At 45.4% G+C, this 20,835-nt stretch carries 16 protein-coding genes; 3 read left to right on the forward strand and 13 right to left on the reverse strand.

Features of this window, described 5'->3' with window-relative positions; all coding sequences use genetic code 11:
- Positions 1–50: 50 nt before the first annotated feature.
- Together dprA and NQ489_RS12725 are read right to left on the reverse strand one after the other, a co-directional pair.
- Positions 51–938: a DNA-processing protein DprA gene (gene dprA, locus NQ489_RS12720; RefSeq protein ID WP_044961671.1), complete on the reverse strand. Its 888-nt coding sequence runs from the start codon at positions 936–938 to the stop codon at positions 51–53.
- 25 nt (positions 939–963) lie between these two features.
- Complete coding sequence (locus NQ489_RS12725) at positions 964–2,535, reverse strand: YifB family Mg chelatase-like AAA ATPase (protein WP_021651817.1); 1,572 nt, start codon at positions 2,533–2,535, stop codon at positions 964–966.
- A gap of 184 nt (positions 2,536–2,719) precedes the next feature.
- On the opposite strand from NQ489_RS12725, the gene NQ489_RS12730 reads away from it, so the two are divergent.
- A complete protein-coding gene (locus tag NQ489_RS12730) occupies positions 2,720–2,935 on the forward strand; it encodes a helix-turn-helix domain-containing protein (protein ID WP_015524345.1) in 216 nt (71 codons plus the stop codon).
- Between the two features lie 105 nt (positions 2,936–3,040).
- Here NQ489_RS12730 and NQ489_RS12735 read toward each other — a convergent pair whose 3' ends face one another.
- The 6 genes from NQ489_RS12735 to NQ489_RS12760 all read right to left on the reverse strand — a co-directional run bounded on the left by NQ489_RS12735 (position 3,041) and on the right by NQ489_RS12760 (position 14,014).
- Positions 3,041–3,799 (reverse strand): hypothetical protein, encoded by a 759-nt coding sequence (locus NQ489_RS12735; RefSeq protein ID WP_049947001.1) that lies wholly within the window; start codon positions 3,797–3,799, stop codon positions 3,041–3,043.
- A gap of 60 nt (positions 3,800–3,859) precedes the next feature.
- Positions 3,860–5,818 (reverse strand): fructose-bisphosphatase class III, encoded by a 1,959-nt coding sequence (locus NQ489_RS12740; protein WP_021651819.1) that lies wholly within the window; start codon positions 5,816–5,818, stop codon positions 3,860–3,862.
- Positions 5,819–5,916: 98 nt separating this feature from the next.
- A complete protein-coding gene (locus NQ489_RS12745; protein WP_021651820.1) occupies positions 5,917–10,410 on the reverse strand; it encodes a PolC-type DNA polymerase III in 4,494 nt (1,497 codons plus the stop codon).
- Entirely contained in the window at positions 10,410–11,474 is a 1,065-nt protein-coding gene (gene ispG / locus NQ489_RS12750; protein WP_021651821.1) for a flavodoxin-dependent (E)-4-hydroxy-3-methylbut-2-enyl-diphosphate synthase, read from the reverse strand. Before ispG ends, NQ489_RS12745 begins: the two co-directional genes overlap by 1 nt.
- A gap of 84 nt (positions 11,475–11,558) precedes the next feature.
- Complete coding sequence (locus NQ489_RS12755; RefSeq protein ID WP_044961654.1) at positions 11,559–12,707, reverse strand: toxic anion resistance protein; 1,149 nt, start codon at positions 12,705–12,707, stop codon at positions 11,559–11,561.
- Between the two features lie 71 nt (positions 12,708–12,778).
- Complete coding sequence (locus tag NQ489_RS12760; RefSeq protein ID WP_021651823.1) at positions 12,779–14,014, reverse strand: 5-bromo-4-chloroindolyl phosphate hydrolysis family protein; 1,236 nt, start codon at positions 14,012–14,014, stop codon at positions 12,779–12,781.
- 148 nt (positions 14,015–14,162) lie between these two features.
- Here NQ489_RS12760 and NQ489_RS12765 point away from each other — a divergent pair, with 148 nt between their 5' ends.
- A complete protein-coding gene (locus NQ489_RS12765) occupies positions 14,163–15,188 on the forward strand; it encodes a branched-chain amino acid aminotransferase (RefSeq protein ID WP_021651824.1) in 1,026 nt (341 codons plus the stop codon).
- Positions 15,189–15,335: 147 nt separating this feature from the next.
- Here NQ489_RS12765 and NQ489_RS12770 read toward each other — a convergent pair whose 3' ends face one another.
- Together NQ489_RS12770 and thyA are read right to left on the reverse strand one after the other, a co-directional pair.
- On the reverse strand, positions 15,336–15,830 hold the full coding sequence (locus tag NQ489_RS12770; protein ID WP_015524334.1) for a dihydrofolate reductase: 495 nt from the start codon (positions 15,828–15,830) through the stop codon (positions 15,336–15,338).
- Between the two features lie 23 nt (positions 15,831–15,853).
- Positions 15,854–16,702 carry a thymidylate synthase gene (gene thyA, locus NQ489_RS12775; RefSeq protein WP_015524333.1) on the reverse strand — a complete coding sequence of 283 codons (849 nt, stop codon included), beginning with the start codon at positions 16,700–16,702 and terminating at the stop codon, positions 15,854–15,856.
- A gap of 225 nt (positions 16,703–16,927) precedes the next feature.
- Between thyA and NQ489_RS12780 the strand changes: the two genes are divergently transcribed.
- Entirely contained in the window at positions 16,928–17,458 is a 531-nt protein-coding gene (locus NQ489_RS12780) for a VanZ family protein (RefSeq protein ID WP_021651825.1), read from the forward strand.
- A 129-nt stretch (positions 17,459–17,587) separates the two neighbouring features.
- On the opposite strand, the gene NQ489_RS12785 is transcribed toward NQ489_RS12780, so the two are convergent.
- The 3 genes from NQ489_RS12785 to NQ489_RS12795 all read right to left on the reverse strand — a co-directional run bounded on the left by NQ489_RS12785 (position 17,588) and on the right by NQ489_RS12795 (position 20,634).
- Positions 17,588–18,016, reverse strand: coding sequence for a hypothetical protein (locus NQ489_RS12785; RefSeq protein WP_021651826.1), 429 nt, complete (start codon positions 18,014–18,016; stop codon positions 17,588–17,590).
- A gap of 37 nt (positions 18,017–18,053) precedes the next feature.
- A complete protein-coding gene (gene malQ, locus NQ489_RS12790) occupies positions 18,054–19,598 on the reverse strand; it encodes a 4-alpha-glucanotransferase (RefSeq protein WP_021651827.1) in 1,545 nt (514 codons plus the stop codon).
- Between the two features lie 97 nt (positions 19,599–19,695).
- The gene (locus NQ489_RS12795; RefSeq protein ID WP_022426630.1) at positions 19,696–20,634 is read right to left on the reverse strand and encodes an alpha/beta fold hydrolase; all 939 of its coding nucleotides are present in this window, start codon (positions 20,632–20,634) and stop codon (positions 19,696–19,698) included.
- Positions 20,635–20,835 lie beyond the last annotated feature (201 nt).

Here is a 20,835-nt window from a genome sequence, read left to right on the forward strand (position 1 = left end):
CTTCCTGTCCGGCTTAAAAACTCCTGCTAAATCTCCGGGCAAAAAAGCATTTATTCAAGTCTGATATAATACTGTCTCCCGGTTTCCTTCACAAGCCCCATCAAAATAAGCTGTCCCAGGATCCCGGCTGTTTTTCCCGGTGAAAAACCGGTTTTTCTGATAATATGATCCAGATTTTTTGGTCGTAAATCGAGACAACTATACACCAAATCCAAATCCGTTGCAAGTCCTAACTTGCTTTTTTCAGACAAATTTGTCTTTTTTTTCACAGATAATCCCCACTCATCCAGAAGTATTTCCGGAGAGTATGCAATTCCTGCTCCGTCGTAGATCAGCTTGTGACAGCCTCTGCTCAGCGCATCATTTACCGCTCCTGGAATGGCGTATACCATCTTCCCCTGTTCCAGTGCACAGGCAGCTGTGATCAGTGATCCGCTCTTTTCTTTTGCTTCCACCACAAGCACCAGATCTGCCAGTCCGCTGATGATCCGGTTCCTTGCCGGAAAATAATATGCCCTGCCTTTGGTACCTGGTTCATATTCGCTGATGATCCCTCCGTTTTTTTCGGGGATCCTCCGGTAAATACCTCTGCTGGATGAAGGATAACAGATGTCCACACCATTTCCCAGCACGGCAAAGGTCGGGGTACCACCTTCCAGAGCACCCTTGTGGCCCTCAGCATCAATGCCGGCCGCCATACCGCTGATCACCTGTACACCATGTTCGCTTAAGAATTTTCCGTAATTAAAGGCCTGTATCCGTCCGTAAGGACTGCACAGCCTTGCTCCCACGATCGCCGCTGTAGGTTTGGCATCATCCGGAAAGCTTTCAATGTAATATAATTGTTTTGGCATACCGGGAAGTTCCTTAAGTCTTGCCGGATAAACACTACTGTCCTTCCGGGCACACCGGATCCTTGTTTGCTGTATTTCTTCCATATAAAATACCTTCCTTTTTTCTGTTTTATGACCAGTATTTCTTGTCATATGCCCGGTAAGCCAACGCCTCGCAGATATGTTCTTCCTTTATCTTTTCGGAAGATTCCATATCCGCGATGGTCCTGGCCGTTTTCAGGATCTTATGATATGCTCTGGTACTGAATTGAAACTGCTCATATGCCTGCTCCAGAAGTTTGTCTGCCCCTCCCGTCATTACACAGTATTTCTCCAGTTTTCTTCCGTCAAGCTCCCCATTGAAGCAAAATTTTTCCTTTTTGTAACGTTCTCTCTGGATCTCCTGTACTGCTTCCACCCTCTTTCTTATTTGAGCAGAGGATTCCCCTGCAATTTTCTTTTTCATTTTTGAAAAACTCACTGCCGGAACTTCCGTGCAGATATCAATACGCTCCAGGAGAGGCTGGCTGATCTTTCCAAGATAATGCGTGATCTCCCCTGATGTACAGCGACATCTGTTCATATCCGGGTAAAATCCGCAGGGACAGGGATTCATCGCTGCCGCCAGCATAAAACTGGCCGGAAAAATATAAGTTCCGGCAGCTCTGGACAGATGGATCTCCTTATCTTCCAGCGGCTGACGCAGGATCTCCAGGCTTTTTCTGGAAAATTCCGGCATCTCATCCAGAAAAAGCACACCTCTGTGTGCAAGAGTGATCTCCCCCGGTCCCGGTATCCTGCCGCCACCTGCCAGAGCCTGAGGGGAACTGGTATGATGCGGACTTCGAAAAGGCCTCTGCCGGATCAGCGGATCTTTTTCCGTGAGAAGTCCTGCCACACTGTATACCTTGGTGATTTCCAGGCTTTCCTCAAATGTCATCTCCGGCATAATAGTAGGCAGACGTCTTGCCAGCATGGTCTTTCCGGATCCTGGCGGTCCGATAAAAAGAATATTATGAAAACCGCTCACTGCGATCTCGGCCGCGCGCCGGGCTCCTTCCTGCCCGCAGATGTCCGCAAAATCAACATTTGGTTTTTCCGGTTTATTTTCTGTTTTTTCTTTTTCCTGATACTCATTTGTATAAGTGTTTGGGTCTCTCAGACATCGGATCATGTCATTCAGACTTTTTACTCCAAACACCGGCATATCCTTCACCAGATTCCCCTCCCGGATATTTTCCTCCGGAATAACGCAAAAGCGTAAGCCCATCTCTCTTGCGCGGATCACCCGTGGCAAAACTCCGGCAACCCCATGGATCTCTCCATTCAGACTGATCTCTCCTACGATCATAACTCCTTCCAGAAGATCCGGTTCCAGAATTCCGGCAGCCGCAAGTACTGCAGCCGCCACAGGCAGGTCAAAACCGGCTCCTTCCTTTTTCATATCGGCAGGTGCAAAATTTACAGTTACTTTTTTTGGTGGCAGACAAAGTCGGTTGTTCTTAAATGCAGTCCGGACTCTTTCCTGGGCCTCTCTCACCTGGGCAGAGGGAAATCCTACCATAGCAAAAGAAGGCAGACCATCACTGACATCTGCCTCAACCTGGATCTCACGTACTTCCATTCCGTAGATCGCTGCTGATAAAACACTCGCAAACAAATACATTCCTTTCTGCGAAAAAAACGGATCCCGATCTTCCATCTTTTCGTCTTTTCAGGTCAGGCGGATATTCGAAATCCGCATTGGTTAAAAACAAGGGAATTTTCAGATAGACATTTTCTGAATTTTAGAAGATAATAAATTTAGTATAGTCCATTTTGCTCTCTTTTGCAAGGGTGCATTTCGTTCTGTTTTATACTTTCAATAGAAAGAAGAGGTGAGCACAATGAAATTTCAGCGTATTCAGGATTTACGTACAGACGCGGATCTGTCCCAGAGAGAATTAAGTGAGATTCTTCATATCAGTCAGCGTTCTTATTCCCATTATGAAACGGGATCCCGTAATATTCCTATCGAAATGCTTATCCGGCTGGCAAATTATTACGACACCAGCATCGATTATCTCGTCGGCCGCACAGACCGCAAAAAAATGATCAAATAAAGAGATCCCCGGAAATGTGGAACAGTTTCGGGAATTCCTGTATCGGGATTCCCTGATTGCCAAAATCCGGGGATTCTTTATTTTACCGTGTTTTATTTTTTTTGATCATTCTGTATAATAGGTTTCTTCTTCTCCGTAGGGAATCTCATATTCTTCTGTATTTTCATCAGAAGAATCTTCACTGCTTTCGCTGTAGGATTCCTGTTCATAGGAACTTTCGTTGCTTTCATTATAGGAAGCATCTTCTTCGGAATTTTCGGATACTTCCAGGGATGGCTCCTGCCGGGTCATAATAGACTCTGTTTTCGGATAGGTCAGAGATCCATCTCCCCGTTCATATGTTTTTACCTTCACATAAAGCTCACCACTTTTATCGAAAACAAACTCTCCTTTTGCCTTATTCCCTTCGGAATCCTTAAAACGGAACTGTGTGGCATTTCCTGCTACCTCTGCAGTCACATCTGCTTCTGCGGTCATGGAAGGATCTTTTCCATTCACTCTCTTATAGGTAAAGGAAACAGATTTCAGACTGATATCATAAATATCGATCGTTGTCAGCCCGTCTTCGCTGTACCAGATTCCCTGATAATTTTCCGGTTCAAATGCCGGAAGGATTGTCGGGACCGGTGTCAATGACGGTGTCGGCGTCGCTGTCGGAACCGGTGTTGCTGTTGCTGCCGGAGTTGCTGTCACCTCCGGAATACTGTCCAATGCAGCCAATGCGGCCTCTCTTCGTTGTTCTTTTTCCACTTTATCCCTGTGGGAAACATACAGCATCCCTCCCAGTCCTGCCAGAATAAACAGAATGATCAACAGGATCAGAACTGCTCTCAGCCGTTTTTTTCTTCTTTTGTTTTTTCTCATCTGCATTACCTCTGTTTACTATAGCATACAGGAAACCCTTCTTGTATTTCTCAATTCTGCTTATTTTTTCTCTTTGATGATACCTTTTCTGTAAACTTCCAGAAGCTGGATCAGCTCACTGATCCTTTCCTTCAGAGCAGTTCCGGTATCGGTATCACCGACCAGAGTACGTTTGTTATTGTAGTGAACTGCCACCCTGTTGGAAACAATATCCTGCTCCTTGGCTACCGCTTCTTCCGCAGAAGTAAAAGGCTCATGAGCAGACAGGATCAGCCCGTAGGAATTATAAACCAGTGTATAACCGGCAATCCCCGTAACCTTCTGATATGGTCTGGAAAAACCGCCGTCGATCACAAGAACTTTGCCATTGCATTTTACAGGACTCTCTCCCTCACTCTGGTGAACCGGCACATGCCCGTTGATGATGTGACCTTTTTCCGGATCCAGTTCGAATTCACGGAGCAGATCATCTACAACATCCTCATTTTCCAGAAGATGATAGTAGGCATTTTTAGTTTCTTTATGTGTTTCCTTATCTTTAATAAAATAACGCTCAAAGGTGGTCATCTTGTCTTTTCCGAACAGCGGTGAATTCGGAGCTGCCCAGATATACCACATAATATCTCTGCCTTTACGCTTTTCATCCTCATTTACAGAGAAAAACGCCCGGCGCACATAAGTCTCAAGAACATCGTACAATTCTTTTCCTTTGTAGGTTTTTCCATAAATCTGGACTTCTTTCAGACTTCCATCCTCATTAAGCGGAATACTTCCATGGAACAGAAGATTTCCATTATAAGTTTTATAAAGGCCTCCCTTGTCCAGAAGAAGCCGGACATGATTCTGCAGTTTCTCGCAGTTTCGGAACGCGGAATCCAAGCGTTCCATTACATCCTTTTCCTCTGTAGTAAGTTCATATGGCTTTTTCCAGTCAATAGTAGGAAAATATGTATCGGTCAGCGGATATTCTTTTCCGTCCGGAAGTGTGATCATTCCCTTTTTCGGATCGATCCTATGAAGCAAACAACGATTTTCCATATGGAATTCTTTGTGCCGGCGGATCAGCTGCCCCTCCAGCTTAAACTGGATAATGGCAATAGCCTTGTGCATTTTCCGTCCAAGCTCTTCTTCCAGAATACTATAGTTATTGGCATCTCCCTTCATCTCAAAAGCAGTACATGGATCATCCTTATAAGCCTCCATTGCAAAGGTTGCCAGGGGCATGAGATTGATCCCATATCCATCCTCAAGAATATCCATATTTCGGTAACGGATGCTGTTCCGGATCACCGTTGCAATGCAGGCTTTCTGTCCTGTAGCAGCTCCCATCCAGACCACATCATGATTTCCCCACTGGATATCCAGCGAATGATATTTCATCAAACGATCCATGATGAAATGCGGGCCCGGACCTCTGTCATAAATATCTCCCAGCACATGAAGATGATCCACAACAAGACGCTGGATCAGTTCTGCCAGGGCAATGATAAAATTCTCTGCCCGGCCGATCTCAATGATCGTATTGACGATGGCATCGTAATATGCTTCTTTGTCCAGAACTTCCGCTTTCTCTGTGATCAGCTCCTCGATCACATATGCATAGTCTGCAGGAAGTGCCTTACGGACCTTGGAACGGGTATATTTGGATGCCGTTGTCTTGCATACTTCGATCAGACGATAAAGTGTGATCTTGTACCAGTTCTCCATGTCTTCTTCCTGTTTTTTTACAACCTCCATCTTTTCCTTCGGATAATAGATCAGTGTGGCAAGAGAACGTTTGTCGCTGTTGCTTAAGGTATGTCCGAATACATCATCGATCTTTTTTCGTACAGCCCCTGATCCATTCCGAAGAACATGGGAAAACGCATCGTATTCTCCATGAATGTCCGACATGAAATGCTCGGTACCTTTCGGAAGGTTTAATATAGACTGCAGATTGATGATCTCTGTTGAAGCCTTTGCTATAGTAGGATATAGCTCCGCAAGTCGCTGCAGGTATCTTAATTCTTCTTTTTTCATAGTATCTGGTATCCTCCTGGGAGTTCTCACTGCCAGATCAGCCTTCAGGATAAACGGCAGTATTTTTTATTTATTGTAAGCCCTTCCGGTATCATATATCAACCCGTAAAATCAAACAGTGACATCTGATTGGACTGCGGGATATCTCCAAAAAGATCCATATCATCCATCAGATCGATAACGGTCTTGCTGACCTTGGTACGATCACGGAAATCATCCTTGGAAAGGAATCTGCCTTTTGCGGCAGCATCCACAACTGCCTCTGCTGCCTTATCTCCAAGACCCTCTATGGTATCCAGAGCAGGCATCAGTTTATCTCCGATGATCTGGAACCGGTGTGCCTTTGCCTTATAAAGATCGATCGGCACAAAATCAAAACCTCTGGCGTACATTTCCTGTACGATCCTCATATCCTTCAGTGTATCCTGTTCCTTCTTGGATGCCTCATCACCTTTTTTCCGGATCTCCGCCATATAATATTCCAGACGTTCTTTTCCCATGCACATCAGTTCATAGGAAAAGGAAGTGGCACGGATACTGAAAAATGCTGCATAATAAGCCAGTGGATGAAACACTTTATACCAGGCGATACGATACGCCATCATAACATAGGCTGCCGCATGGGCTTTCGGGAACATGTACTTGATCAGCTTACAGGACCAGATATACCAGTCCGGAACATCATGCTCTTTCATAGTCTGGATCCATTCCTCACGAAGACCCTTTCCCTTACGGACACTCTCCATGATGGTAAACGCCAGACCACTTTCCACTCCTTTTCCGATGAGATAGATCATAATATCATCTCGCGTACAGATTGCTGTGGAAATGGTAGCTGTACCATTCTGGATCAATACCTGGGCATTTCCAAGCCATACATCCGTGCCGTGGGAAAGTCCAGCAATACGTACCAGGTCGGAAAAATATTTCGGCTTGGTATCGATCAACATCTGCATGGCAAAGTCTGTACCAAACTCCGGGATCCCGAGGCATCCCAGCCTGCAGCCGCCGATATCCTCCGGACTGATCCCCAGAGCCTGCGTTCCCGCAAACAGGGACATGACATCTCTCTGGTCCAGCGGAACTGTTCTTGCACTGATGCCGGTCAGATCCTCCAGCATACGGATCATGGTCGGATCATCGTGTCCAAGTATATCAAGCTTCAGAAGATTTCCGTCAATGGAATGGTAATCAAAATGTGTGGTGATGATATCACTGTTCACATCATTGGCCGGGTGCTGCACAGGTGTAAATTTCTCAATCTCCTCACCCATAGGCAGTACGATGATACCTCCCGGATGCTGGCCAGTGGTACGGCGGACACCGGTACAGCCCTTCACGATACGGTTGATCTCACAGTAACGCTTGTGCTGCCCCCGTTCCTCATAATAGTTCTTCACATAACCAAATGCGGTTTTTTCCGCAAGGGTACCAATGGTTCCCGCCTTAAAGGTCTGCCCTTTTCCGAAGATAACCTCCGTATACCGGTGGGCATTGGCCTGATATTCACCGGAAAAGTTCAGGTCGATATCCGGCTCCTTATCACCTTTAAAACCAAGGAATGTCTCAAAAGGAATATCAAAGCCTTCCTTGTTCATCCTGGCACCGCATTTCGGACAGATCTTATCCGGCATATCACATCCTGCCATACCCGCGTATTTTTTCACCTCAGGGGAATCAAAATCACTGTATTTACAGTCCGGATTCGGACAGAGATAATGAGGCGGCAGAGGGTTTACCTCCGTGATACCGGACATGGTCGCTGCCAGAGAAGAACCTACAGAACCACGGGATCCAACCAGATAGCCGTCCTCATTGGACTTCCACACAAGCTTCTGTGCAATGATATACATTACCGCATAACCATTGGAGATAATAGAATTCAGCTCCCTGTCCAGGCGGTCCTCCACGATCTTCGGCAACGGATCTCCGTACATTTCGTGGGCCTTCGTGAAACAGATATTCTTAAGATCCTGCTCGGAGTTCTCAATGACCGGTGGAAATTTATCCGGATGAATCGGTGATATCTTCTCGATCATATCCGCGATCTTATTGGTATTGGTGATCACCACCTCTTCCGCCTTTTCACTTCCCAGATAGGAAAATTCCTCCAGCATTTCCTCCGTTGTACGAAGATAAAGCGGGGCCTGGTTATCTGCATCAGAAAATCCGTTTCCTGCCATGATGATCCGTCGGTAAACCTCGTCCTGAGGATCCATAAAATGCACATCACAGGTGGCAACCACCGGTTTTTTGAACTGTTCTCCAAGTTTTACGATCTTCCGGTTTATCTCTTTTAAGTCTTCCTCAGAATTGATCATATCATGTTTTTCATCCGCAAGCATAAACGCATTGTTCCCAAGAGGCTGGATTTCCAGATAGTCATAAAAATTTACCAGTCTGGCGATTTCCTGATCCGGTGCATTGCGAAGAAGTGCCTGATAAAGCTCTCCTGCCTCGCAGGCACTTCCCACCAGAAGGCCTTCCCTGTATTTTTCCAGCACGCTTTTGGGAACCCTTGGTCTTCTGTGATAGTACTTTAAATGGGACTGGCTTACCAGCTTGTACAGATTGATCCTTCCGGTCTCATTTCTTGCAAAAACAATAGCATGGTATGTGGGCAGCTTTCGGATGGTATCCGGTGAAACCGCACCCTGCCTGTTCATCTCATCCACATCAAAAATATCTCTTTCTTCCAGCATCTTTACAAACCGCACAAAAATCTCTGCGGTACATGCCGCATCATCCACAGCTCTGTGGTGATGATCAAGAGAAACACCTACTGCCTTGGCTACCGTATCCAGTTTAAAACGGTTCAGGGCAGGAAGAAGGAATCTAGCCATACCAACGGTATCCACATAAGTAAAATCATCCGAAATCCCCTGCCGTTTACAGTTTTCAATAATAAAGCTCATATCAAAGTCCGCATTATGGGCCACCATCACGCAGCCCTCACAGAATTCCAGGAATTTCGGCAGTACTTCCTCTATCACAGGTGCATCCAGGACCATGGAATCATTGATGCTTGTCAGCTGCTCAATACGGAACGGAATGGGCACTTCCGGGTTTACAAAGGTGGAAAAACGATCTGTGATCTGTCCTTTTTCCACTTTTACCGCGCCAATCTCAATGATCCTGCAGGTTAGTGCTGAGAATCCCGTAGTCTCAATATCAAAAACAACAAAATCTCCATCCAGACGCTGCCCTTTGGAATTGGTGACCATACCCTTCAGATCGTCTACCAGATACGCTTCCATTCCATAGAGCACCTTAAAATCAGACTCCTTTGGAACACAACCGCCCCAGGCATCAAAGCAGTGATTTGCCTCCGGGAAGGACTGCACCACGCCATGATCCGTGATAGCGATAGCCTTATGTCCCCACTCATAGGCACGTTTTACCAATGCCTTTGCATCGCTGACACCATCCATATCGCTCATCTTGGTGTGACAGTGAAGCTCCACACGCTTCTGAGGACTGGTATCCATTCTTGTGCTGGTAAAATTGGCGATTTTCTTGATACCTGTAATATTTCCAATAGTAAGCTCACTGTCAAAACGGTCAATGGTGGTAACTCCCTTCAGCTTCAGGAATGCGCCTTTTTTTACACTTTCCGTCACTTCCGGAACCTGCTCGTTACGCAGAAACATCTTCACAACAATACTGTCCGTAAAATCGGTCACAGGGAAGATCAGGATCGTTTTCTCATTTCGGATCTCACGAGCTTCCACATCCATAACCTGACATCGGATGATAACCTCACCCATCTCACCGGTAATGCTCTCCAGCGGAATCGTTTCTCCATCAAAATCTCTGCCGTAAACCACATCCGGATTGCTGTCCCTGCGGAATCCGAAGCTGCCGCGGAAATCCCCCTTCTGAACCTTCTGCTGTTTTTTGTCAACGGATTTCTTCTCGTTTGTCTTTTCGCCGCTCTTATCTCCAGAGGTTTTCTTTGTCTCTTCCCTGGCTGTATCCTCCTGCTTCGGTTCGCTTTCCTGATCCCCGCTGAGTTTGGCATGCTTCAGGACATTTTCCACTTCCTGTTTGATCTGAAGTGCAGCATTTTTCCGGTATTTACTCTCTTTCACTTCCACAAAATCCAGTTCCACTTTCAGATCCATACCGCAGCGTTCACAGAAAACCTTATGAAAATATTCAACAAGTATTTCGCTTTTCTGTCTGGAAATAACCGTATCCGGAAGCTCCATACGCAAGGTATCTTTTCCTGTAAAAATGATTTTTGATCTACGGAACAGATTGTACTCCAGCATGTTATAGTTGCGCAGCTCCATCTCCATACTGGAACGGTAGCTTTCCAGAAAGTTCTCCGGTGTATACTGCTCGGAAAGATGAAATTTTTCCACAACTGTTACAGTCATGGGAATCCCCGGAAAGCACTGCCGTTCGATCTCATCCTCCAGCGCAAAAATATTCTTCTTGTGTATCCAGCGGCTGCTTTCGATATAAACCCTCAGATGAGTTCTTCCGGGGTTCATGGAAACCTTTGTCACAAATACCATGTCCAGAAGTTCTTCCAGCTCTTTCTTCACTTTAAGATGCGGAAATACATCAAAAAAATCTTTCTCCATTATGACTCCTGCTCATTCCAGGTAAGAAGTTCCTGACGAAGTGTATCCAGAAGATCCGTTTCCGGTACTTTTTTTACAACCTCTCCATGCCGGATCAGAAGACCAACACCATCGCCTCCTGCAATTCCAAGATCTGCTTCTTTCGCCTCTCCCGGTCCATTTACCACACAGCCCATAACCGCAACCTTAATATCAAGAGGAATATCCTGTACCATAGTCTCTACCTGGTTTGCAAGGCCGATCAGATCGATTTTTGTTCTTCCGCAGGTCGGACAGGAAACAACCTCCACGCCTCCTTTGCGAAGTCCCAGCGTTTTCAGGATCCTTTTGGCTGATTTCACTTCTTCCAGCGGCGCGCCTGTCAGAGAAACACGGATGGTATCTCCGATTCCCTGATACAGGATGATCCCAAGTCCGATAGCTGATTTGATATTTCCCGAATACAGAGTTCCTGCTTCTGTAATTCCCACATGAAGAGGATACTGTGTTTTTTCTGCGATCAGTTCATGGGCTCTGGCGCACATGAGAACATCAGAAGATTTGATGCTGATCACAAGATTGTCATATCCCATCTCTTCAATGATGTGCACCTTATCAAGAGCACTCTCCACAAGTCCTTCGGCTGTAACACCGTGATATTTTTCTACCAGTTCTTTTTCAAGGGAACCGCTGTTTACTCCTACACGAATAGGGATATTCCGTTCCTTTGCTGTATCCACAACTGCCTGGATCCTCTCTTTGGAACCGATATTTCCCGGATTGATACGGATCTTGTCCGCACCGTTCTCCATGGCTGCAATGGCAAGGCGATAATCAAAATGGATGTCCGCAACCAGCGGAATATGGATCTGTTTTTTGATCTGGGATAAAGCCTTCGCAGCTTCCATAGTAGGAACTGCGCAGCGGATAATATCACAGCCTGCTTTTTCCAGTGAAAGGATCTGCGCAACCGTTGCTTCTACATCTTCAGTTTTCGTATTGGTCATGGACTGGATAAGGATCGGATTTCCTCCTCCGATAACACGATTTCCAATTTTTATTACTTTTGTATGATCTCTGTACATAAAAATCTCCTTTATGAATCCTGAAAGGCAGGTGTCTTCAAACGCCCTGCCTTTCCTTTCCGAACTATCTTTTTACTCTTACTCCTAACGTCGGATCTCCAGCAGCTTTGTTTTCAGTTCGTTTTCCATACGTCTCATATCTGCCTCTGCTGCCTGACGTTTTTCACGGCCTTCCTGCTGGATCTTCATCACATCATCCAGTGTCTGGATCAGTTCCTGATTGGTTTTTTTCAGAGTTTCAATATCTACAATACCACGCTGGGATTCCTTTGCAGTTTCCACAGATGCCAGGTGAAGCGTTTCCGCATTTTTCTTCAGAAGTTCATTGGTAAAATCCGTAACCTGCCGTTGTGCCTGTGCGGCTTCTGTGGAGTGCGCGATCCCTAGAGCCAGCACCATCTGGCTTTTCCAGAGAGGAATGGTATTTACAATGGTTGTCTGGATCTTCTCGATCATCGTCGTATCATTGTTCTGGATCATGCGGATCTGCGGTGCAGTCTGCATAGAAATGGTTCTGGTAAGCTCCAGATCATGAAGCTTTTTCTCAAAGCGGTCACATTTGCTTTCCAGATCATTGGCAGCCTGTGCATCTTCCGGAAGTCCGCTTACCGCTGCCTTCTGATGCAATTCGTTGAGCTTGCCTTCTCTGACTTCCCTAAGCTTCTTTTTACCCGCAAGAATGTACATGGAAAGTTCTTTAAAGTATGCAAGGTTCTGCTCATACATTTTATCCAGCACGGCAGAATCTTTCATCAGACGCATCTGGTGCTGCTCCAGAGCTTCCGTGATCTTCGTCACATTTCCCTCGGCCTTTGTGTAACGGTTTTTCAGAGTTTCCACCTTCGCTGTCTGTTTTTTGAAAAAGCCGAAAAATCCCTTTTCCTCTGTGGCATCAAAATCCTTCAATTCTCCTACCACATTTGCAAGAAGCTCTCCTGCCTCCCCAAGATCCTGTGTCTTCACATTTACCAGCGCTGCATCAGAAAAATCTGCCATCTTCTTCTGAGTGCCGGCTCCGTACTGCAGGATCTGGTTTGTATTTTCAATATCGATCTTTGCTGCAAAATCTTCTACGATTTTCTGTTCCTGGGGAGATAACACCGGTTCCTCTACTGCAGGCTCCTGGGGTTTCCCCGGTTCTTTTTTTGCAATTTCTTCTTTTTCTTCCGTGAGATCCGGTTCCAGAGTCAGCACCGGTGCTTCTACCTCAAAGTCTTTAAATTCTTCTCCCATAAGCATTCTCCTTGATCAGCTGTACCTTCCGGCAGATATCTGTATTCCAGCTTCTGATCTGCTCGTTGTACTTATTTCATTTCCACATTCTGTTTCATTTTTTCGAAATCATCCTCTGTCAGTCCCTCCTGTGCCAGAACTGTATGCAGCACAGAAATATCGGTGGATACATCCCATGCGGTATCCCGGAATATGGAATCCAGAAGTTTCTCAAAAGCAATATTCAGTGTATCAATGGTTTCTTCAATTTCTTTCTTGGAAGCCGTGATATTCTCGCCCTGTACAGGCTGTCCATCCATATCCTCATAAGCATCCAGAAGCTTCACAGTCATGGGCAGATAGTAATCCATCATTTTCTTAAGATCCGGAATCACCTCCGGATGCTCTCCTGCACGCTCAAAAATTTTCTGAACGATCATTTCCATCCTGGAAATCTTTGCGGAAATTTCTTCCCCGGGAATGGCGTCATTGCTCTCACGGATCTTTACAAGAAATTCATTTCCTTTTCTCAGGACTTCCTGGGCTTCCGGACTCATATTCTCCTCCAGCTGAACCTTAGGATCTGCTTCCTGTTTACGAAGCTCCAGCTGCTTCTGTGTTTCCAGATACTGCTGATAGGTCTCATTACTGGTGATCAGACAGGTTCCCTGCTCATCCACATGGCCTTCCAGAAACCAGCCCTTCTGGATCATTCTGCTGATATCTTTTTTTACAAATTTCTCGTTCTTTCCTGCTGCCTGGGCAAGCTTCTGAAAATTACAGTAGGTGTGGTCTCCCAGCGCACGGATATATTTCTGGAAACGTCCCAGTCTTCCGAGACGGCTTGTTCCCGCTCCAAGAAGAGCACCGCCACCTGCTGCGCCTGCACACATCACTCCAAGCACACCTGCTGCAAGTGCACCGCTGTGTCCAATGCCCATCCAGATCAGAAGCACCATGGCTCCAAGCCCCATGCCACTTAAAAGTATCCCACCGGAAACTGCCATCATCATGCCTTTGAGATTCTCACCGGTAGTCTTTCCGTAAAGCAGTTCCGACTGTTTCCTTGCAGCCTGCTGCTTTGCTTTTCTGCTTCTTCCGTAATAAGGGCTCTGGTATGTATAGCTTTTCTTACGGAATTCCGGATCAGCACCCGGATCAAACACGGAATTCAGCGCATTTTTCAGCGCTTCGCTTCCGGAATCAATGGCCTTATTTACTGTCTGGTTGATCGTATGGCTTAATTCGTGATAGCTGTTTGAATTCACTGCATTATCTACAATATCCTGAATCTTTTTTCCAAGGTCTTCAAATTCGTGATTGTCCATTTTTCCCTCCAGTCTATAGATAATTTTTATTATATCGAAATCATATTAAAATTACAAGCAAATGAAAAAAAGGAACAAAAACTATTGAAGTCATCACGTAAAAGTTTTACAATGGTAAAAAGTAAAAATTGTAAACGGAGGAATCGTTATGGAAAAAAAGAACATCGACTGGTCCAGCATCGGATTCGCTTACATGCCAACCGACTACAGATACGTGTCTAATTTTAAAGATGGAAAATGGGATGAGGGTACTTTAAGCACAGACCCTAATATCGTACTCAACGAGTGTGCTGGTGTGCTTCAGTATTCTCAGAGTGTATTCGAGGGTCTGAAGGCATACACAACAGAAGACGGACATATCGTTACTTTCCGTCCTGACCTGAACGCAGAGCGTATCGCTGCATCTGCAGCAAGACTTGAAATGCCGGTATTCCCGAAGGAAAGATTTATCGACGCTGTTGAGCAGGTTGTTAAGGCAAATGCTGCATGGGTTCCGCCATATGGTTCCGGCGCAACACTTTATCTTCGCCCGTACATGTTTGGTTCCAACGCCGTGATCGGTGTTAAACCGGCTGACGAATATCAGTTCCGTATCCTTACAACACCGGTTGGTCCGTACTTTAAAGGCGGCGCCAAACCGATCACGATCCGTGTCAGCGACTATGACCGTGCCGCACCTTGCGGAACCGGTAACATCAAGGCTGGCCTGAACTACGCAATGAGCCTTCATGCTATCGTAGATGCTCACAAACAGGGCTTTGATGAGAACATGTACCTTGATCCCAAGACTCGTACAAAAGTTGAGGAGACAGGCGGAGCAAACTTCATCTTCGTTACTAAAGACGGCAAGGTTGTAACACCGAAGTCTGACAGCATCCTTCCTTCCATCACACGTCGTTCTCTGATCTACGTTGCAAAGGAGTACCTTGGACTGGAAGCTGAAGAGCGTGAGGTCTACTTCGATGAGGTTAAAGATTTTGCAGAGTGTGGTCTTTGCGGTACTGCTGCAGTTATCTCTCCTGTCGGAAAGATCAATGATCACGGCAAAGAAATCTGCTTCCCAAGCGGAATGGAGAAGATGGGACCGGTTATCCAGAAGCTGTACGACACACTGACCGGTATCCAGATGGGACGCATCGAAGCACCGAAAGGATGGATCCACGTAATCGAGTAATTACCGGATTTTCGTCATTATACATAACATTAAGCACCAAAAAACAGACCGCCGTATTTTTTTCGGTGGTCTGTTTTTTTATTATTTCTTCATTGTTTTTCTGTACAAAGCGGGCATTCTCATTCTGCTTTATGATCTGTGCTCACATTATCTATCTTTTCTCTCGTATTTCACAAACGCATATTCCAGATCAAAGTATGTCTGTTCTTCACTCTCCGCTGTGATCTCCCAGTCCGGGTCCTCATCCAGGTTTGGGAAATACGCATCCGCTTCATATGCAAAATCGATTTTTGTCACATGAGCTGTATCACAGTACGGGAGCATCTGTTTGTAAATACTGTCTCCGCCGATACAGTACACATCCTCTGCCGGATATTTCTCCACTTCCTTCAGTGCTTCCTCGATGCTGTGAACGATCACCGCACCTTTTACCTGATAATCCCTGTTGCCGGTGATCACAATGTTGGTTCTGTTTTTCAGAGGAAGTCCGTTTGGAAAAGACTCCAGTGTTTTTCTTCCCATAACAACCACTTTTCCTGTAGTTTCCTCACGGAACATCTTCATATCTGCCGGAATACTTACCAGAAGTTCATTATTTCTTCCGATTCCCCAGTTTTTATCTGCTGCAACAATAATATTCATTCTTTCTTCCTTTCTTTATGCAATTATACTGCAATGGGAATATTTTTGATCTGTGGCCATGTCTCATAATTCTCCACGATCAGATCATCGGTGGTGAATTTATAAAAATCCTTTATCTCCGGATTCAGTTTTACTGTCGGTGCAGGATACGGTTTTCTGGAGATCAGTTCTTTAATTACCGGAATATGACGATCATAAATATGGCAGTCTGCGATCACATGAACAAGCTCTCCGGCTTCCATATCGCAGGCCTGTGCGATCATCATGAGAAGAAGAGAATACTGACACACATTCCAGTTGTTTGCAGCCAGGATATCCTGAGATCTCTGGTTCAGCACCGCATTAAGGACCAGCTTGTCTTTTCCGGGTTCCTTGGTTACATTGAAAGTCATGGAATAGGCACATGGGTAAAGATTCATCTCGTGGAGATCCTGATGTACATAAATATTGGTCATGATCCTTCTGCTGTACGGATTGTTCTTAAGATCAAAAAGAACTCTGTCTACCTGATCCATCATTCCCTCTTTATACTGATGCTTCACACCTAACTGATAGCCGTAGGCTTTTCCGATGGAACCGTTCTCATCTGCCCAGCTGTCCCAGATGTGGCTGTGAAGATCATGGATATTATTGGATTTCTGCTGCCAGATCCATAGAATCTCATCCATTGCACTCTTTAACGCTGTTTTTCTTAAAGTCAGTGCCGGAAACTCCTTCCGGAGATCATAACGGTTCACAACACCAAATCTCTTGATGGTATAAGCCGGAGTTCCATCCTCCCACACAGGACGTACCTTCTCACCTTCTGTGCTAGTTCCGTTTTCTATGACATCTTTGCACATGTCAATAAATATATTATCTGCAAGACTCATTTGTTGATTTCCTCCTGTAATTTTCTTCTATTCGATCCCGGGCTGCTTTTTTCTTAAAAATGCCCCTGAAATTTATTTTATATTCTAACACATTTCAGTCCTTACTGTCCACTTCCCCCTTTAACCTCCTATCCCATTTAACCTTCTCTCCCTGTTTTTCCTTTTCCCTGTTCTTTTTCTGTATTTTTCTGGACTTTTCCATACGGGAGTGCTATATTAAGAGCCATGAAAATACTGATTACATTATTAAAACCTTTTTCTTTTACACCTGCGATCCTGATGATGTGCGTGATCTACTCTTTTTCCGCACAGACCGGAGATGTTTCCGGTGCCCTGAGCTACAAGATCAGCTACCAGATCGTAGAAACCAAAAACGAAATATTAGCTTCCGGCAAAAGCCTGGAACAGCTTTCCCAGGAAGCTGCCGGTATCGAATTTTATGTCCGTAAGGCTGCTCACATGACAGAATACTGCCTGCTAGCCATATCTATTTCCTTCCCCTTCTATGTATACGGAGTTCGGGGAATCTGGCTGATGCTCCTTGCCGGATTTGTATGTGTGGGATTTGCCGGACTGGATGAATACCACCAGTCTTTTGTAGAGGCCCGCGGACCTTCCGTAAGGGATGTAGGGATCGACAGCTGCGGAGCAATGATCGGAATTTTGCTGGTACAGGCATTCTGTTGGTCTACCTTACATACCCCCGGCAGAAAAAAATCTCGAAAAAAACGCAGAAACGCGCAAAGACGCAGATAACTGTTTTGCGATCTGCCTGATCTAAAAAACGGAACATACATAAGGATTTTTTTGCCTTATGATGTTCCGTTTTTGCTATTACTAATCGTCATATCTCAGCAGGCATTTTACTCTCACCTGCATCCAGTTTTATTTTTCGTCTTTCTCCTCCGGTGCGTCATCCAGATTTTCCGCAAGATGCGCCCGCTCCGCAATTGACATTTTTTTCTTTGCCACGGTTTCCGGATTTTGAGAAGCTTCCTCTGCCGCTTTTTTCGCAGCAGCTTCTTCCAGCTCATGTTTCTGTGCGCCAGCCTTTGCAAGATTACGGATCGCCATGATCAAAAGCACTGCTCCGATCACAACAAAAATACCTCCCGCTGCCAGAAATACCACACCGGAGTCTTCTGCTCCGCTTATGACACTGGCACAGAGACGATATCCTGTATACACAAGATAACCGCCTGCAAAGATCCACAGAAGACTGCTTCTTGTGGAAGAATTTCCCTGTCCGGAATTCTTTTCCTCAGCAGTTTCCTGCTGCAGCTCTTCCTTATTTTCTCTTTTCTGTTTTTCCATGATGTATTTCTGTCCTTTCTGATATCCTTATATTTCTCTATTTGTCAGATATCTTTTCCCTGTCAGCTTCTGTTTTTTCCTTCTCTTCCGTTTCTTCTTTTACAAGTCTTCCATAAAGCTTTGTCATTTTATAAATCTTCTGAATAATTGTTTCATTGAGCTGGCCTTTTTTCATACGCCACTTCCAGTTGTCACCAAGAGTTGACGGTTCATTGATCCTTGCCTCATTTCCAAGGCCGAGATAATCCTGTACCGGGATCACACAGCGATCTGCAACACTGGACATCGCCGCACGTATCATGCTCCACACTGCCGCAGTCTCATGCTTGCCCTCACAGCCAATATAGGCCCTGGCAAAATTTCGGTCATGCTGGCTCAGATTGCGGAACCATCCTCTTGTTGTCTCATTGTCATGAGTACCTGTGTAAACAATGCAATTCCTTTCATATCTGTGCGTCAGATACGGACTGTCCTCATTCTCGTCAAAAGCAAACTGCAATACCTTCATTCCCGGGAATCCGGATTCTTCCACCATCTCAATCACACTGTCTGTAAGGAGACCAAGATCCTCTGCGATCACATCCAGCTTTCCAAGATTCTTTTCAAGCGCACGGAACAGATCCATTCCCGGTCCCTTTTCCCAGTGACCGAACTGGGCAGTTTTATCTCCGTACGGAATGGAATAATACTCATCAAAGCCTCTGAAATGGTCGATCCTTACCACATCATAAAGCTTCATACAATTTGCCATTCGGCGTGTCCACCATGCATAGCCTGTTTTCTTGTGATATTCCCAGTCATAAAGCGGATTTCCCCAGAGCTGCCCTGTGGCGGAAAAAGCATCCGGCGGGCATCCGGCAACGCCGATCGGAATATTTTCCTTATCAAACTGGAACAATTCCGGCTGTGCCCAGGCATCCGCACTGTCAAACGCAACGTAGATCGGGATGTCTCCGATCATCTCCACTCCCTTAGCATTTGCATAAGCTTTCAGTGCTGTCCACTGTTTAAAAAAGCAGAACTGCTGGAAACAGTAAAATCCCACTTCTTTTGCAAGCTTCTCTCTTTCTTCAGCCAATGCAGCTTTTTCTCTGTTTTTAAGTTCCGTAGGCCATTCGATCCAGCTGATCCCATTCAGGCTGTCCTTGATTGCCATATACAGGCTGTAATCTTCCAGCCAGGCAGCATTTTCTTTTACAAACTTACGGTACTCCTGGTCTGTCTCACAGTCATAATTTTCAAAGGCTTTTCTCAAAAGCCGAAATCTGGAATTATAAATCTTCTCATAATCCACATAGCTCTCGTTTGTACCCCAGTCACAGTCCTCGCAATCACTTTTATCCAGATATCCCTCTTTTACAAAAGCCTCCAGATCAATAAAATACGGATTTCCCGCAAAGGTAGAAAAAGACTGGTATGGTGAATCTCCATATCCGGTAGGTCCGAGAGGAAGGATCTGCCAGTATTTCTGTCCTGCTCTTGCCAGCTGGTCTACAAACTCATATGCTTCCTCAGAAAAGCATCCGATCCCATATTTCGATGGCAGACTGGATACTGGAAGTAAAATCCCACTTGCTCTCATAATTTACGAATCCTCCTGTTTTCTCAGTAGTTGCGCCCTCTCACAGATGTCTGCAGGAGCACTCAGATTTTTATTATATCACTCTGTCACAGAGCGTTCAAAGTCCTTTTTTGCAGATATATGTAAATATATCATGATAAACCTTTTCCCTGTCTTTCTCATTCAGGATCTCGTGGCGCATTCCCGGATATAATTTTCCCCGGACATCCCGGTATCCTGCACAACGCATGGCACGGACAGACTTCGCAAACTGTCTCACATTTCCCATGCAGGGATCCTCCGCCCCACTGATAAACAGCACCGGCATTTCCGGCTTTGTACACTTCCAGTGCTTCACATCATAGGCTCTTTTCATCAGGTCAAAAAGTGCCAGATATGCATCATCCGTAAAGGTAAATCCACAGTATTCTGAATCCGAATAATCCTGCACAACCTGCGGATCAGAGCAGATCCAGGAAAAACGGTTTTTTTCTTTTTTAAAGTGCATTGCATAGCTTCCAAAAGACATCATCTCGATCAGACCCGCACTGTGTTTAGGCCCGAAAACAGTCTTTCCCGCCTTTGCCAGAGCTACTCCGACCGGACGAAATACATTATAGCTGGGTGAGCCGCAGACGATCAGCATATCCATACAGCTGTCATGATGCGCTGCATAGGCACGAACTGCCAGAGAGCCCATGCTGTGTCCGAAAAGGATCAGCGGAATACCTGGGAAATGATCCTTGATCAAGCAGTTCACCGTATGGATATCCTGCAGCATGGCATCCGCCCCACCACCGTACATATACCCAAGATCCTCTTTACTGCGTACGCTTTTCCCATGGCCACGGTGATCATGGATCACACTTATATATTTTCGCTCTGCCATATATTCCATAAAAGGAATGTAGCGTTCCTTGTACTCACTCATTCCGTGAACGATCTGTATGATCCCACGGTATTTCTCATTACGTTCCAACTCCGGCACTACTGCCAGACAGGAAATTTCCAATCCGTCTGCTTTTGAAGGAAATGAATACTGAATTGTCCGTAACATATATTTCACCTCACCTTTTCTGCTGCATAAAGCGGGCATTCGCATTCCGCTTTGTCACCTGTACTCAACCACTTTTTCTGTGTCTTCCAGTATATCATAACACAGGGGGTTTCTCAAACAGTAAACCTATGATATAATCGTTACGGTAACATAGGGTGATGCTTGTTTGCCCGCAAATGCAAACAGATATCCTCTGACTTA

The organism is Blautia sp. KLE_1732_HM_1032, assembly GCF_025147905.1.
Taxonomy (GTDB): domain Bacteria; phylum Bacillota; class Clostridia; order Lachnospirales; family Lachnospiraceae; genus Blautia_A; species Blautia_A fusiformis.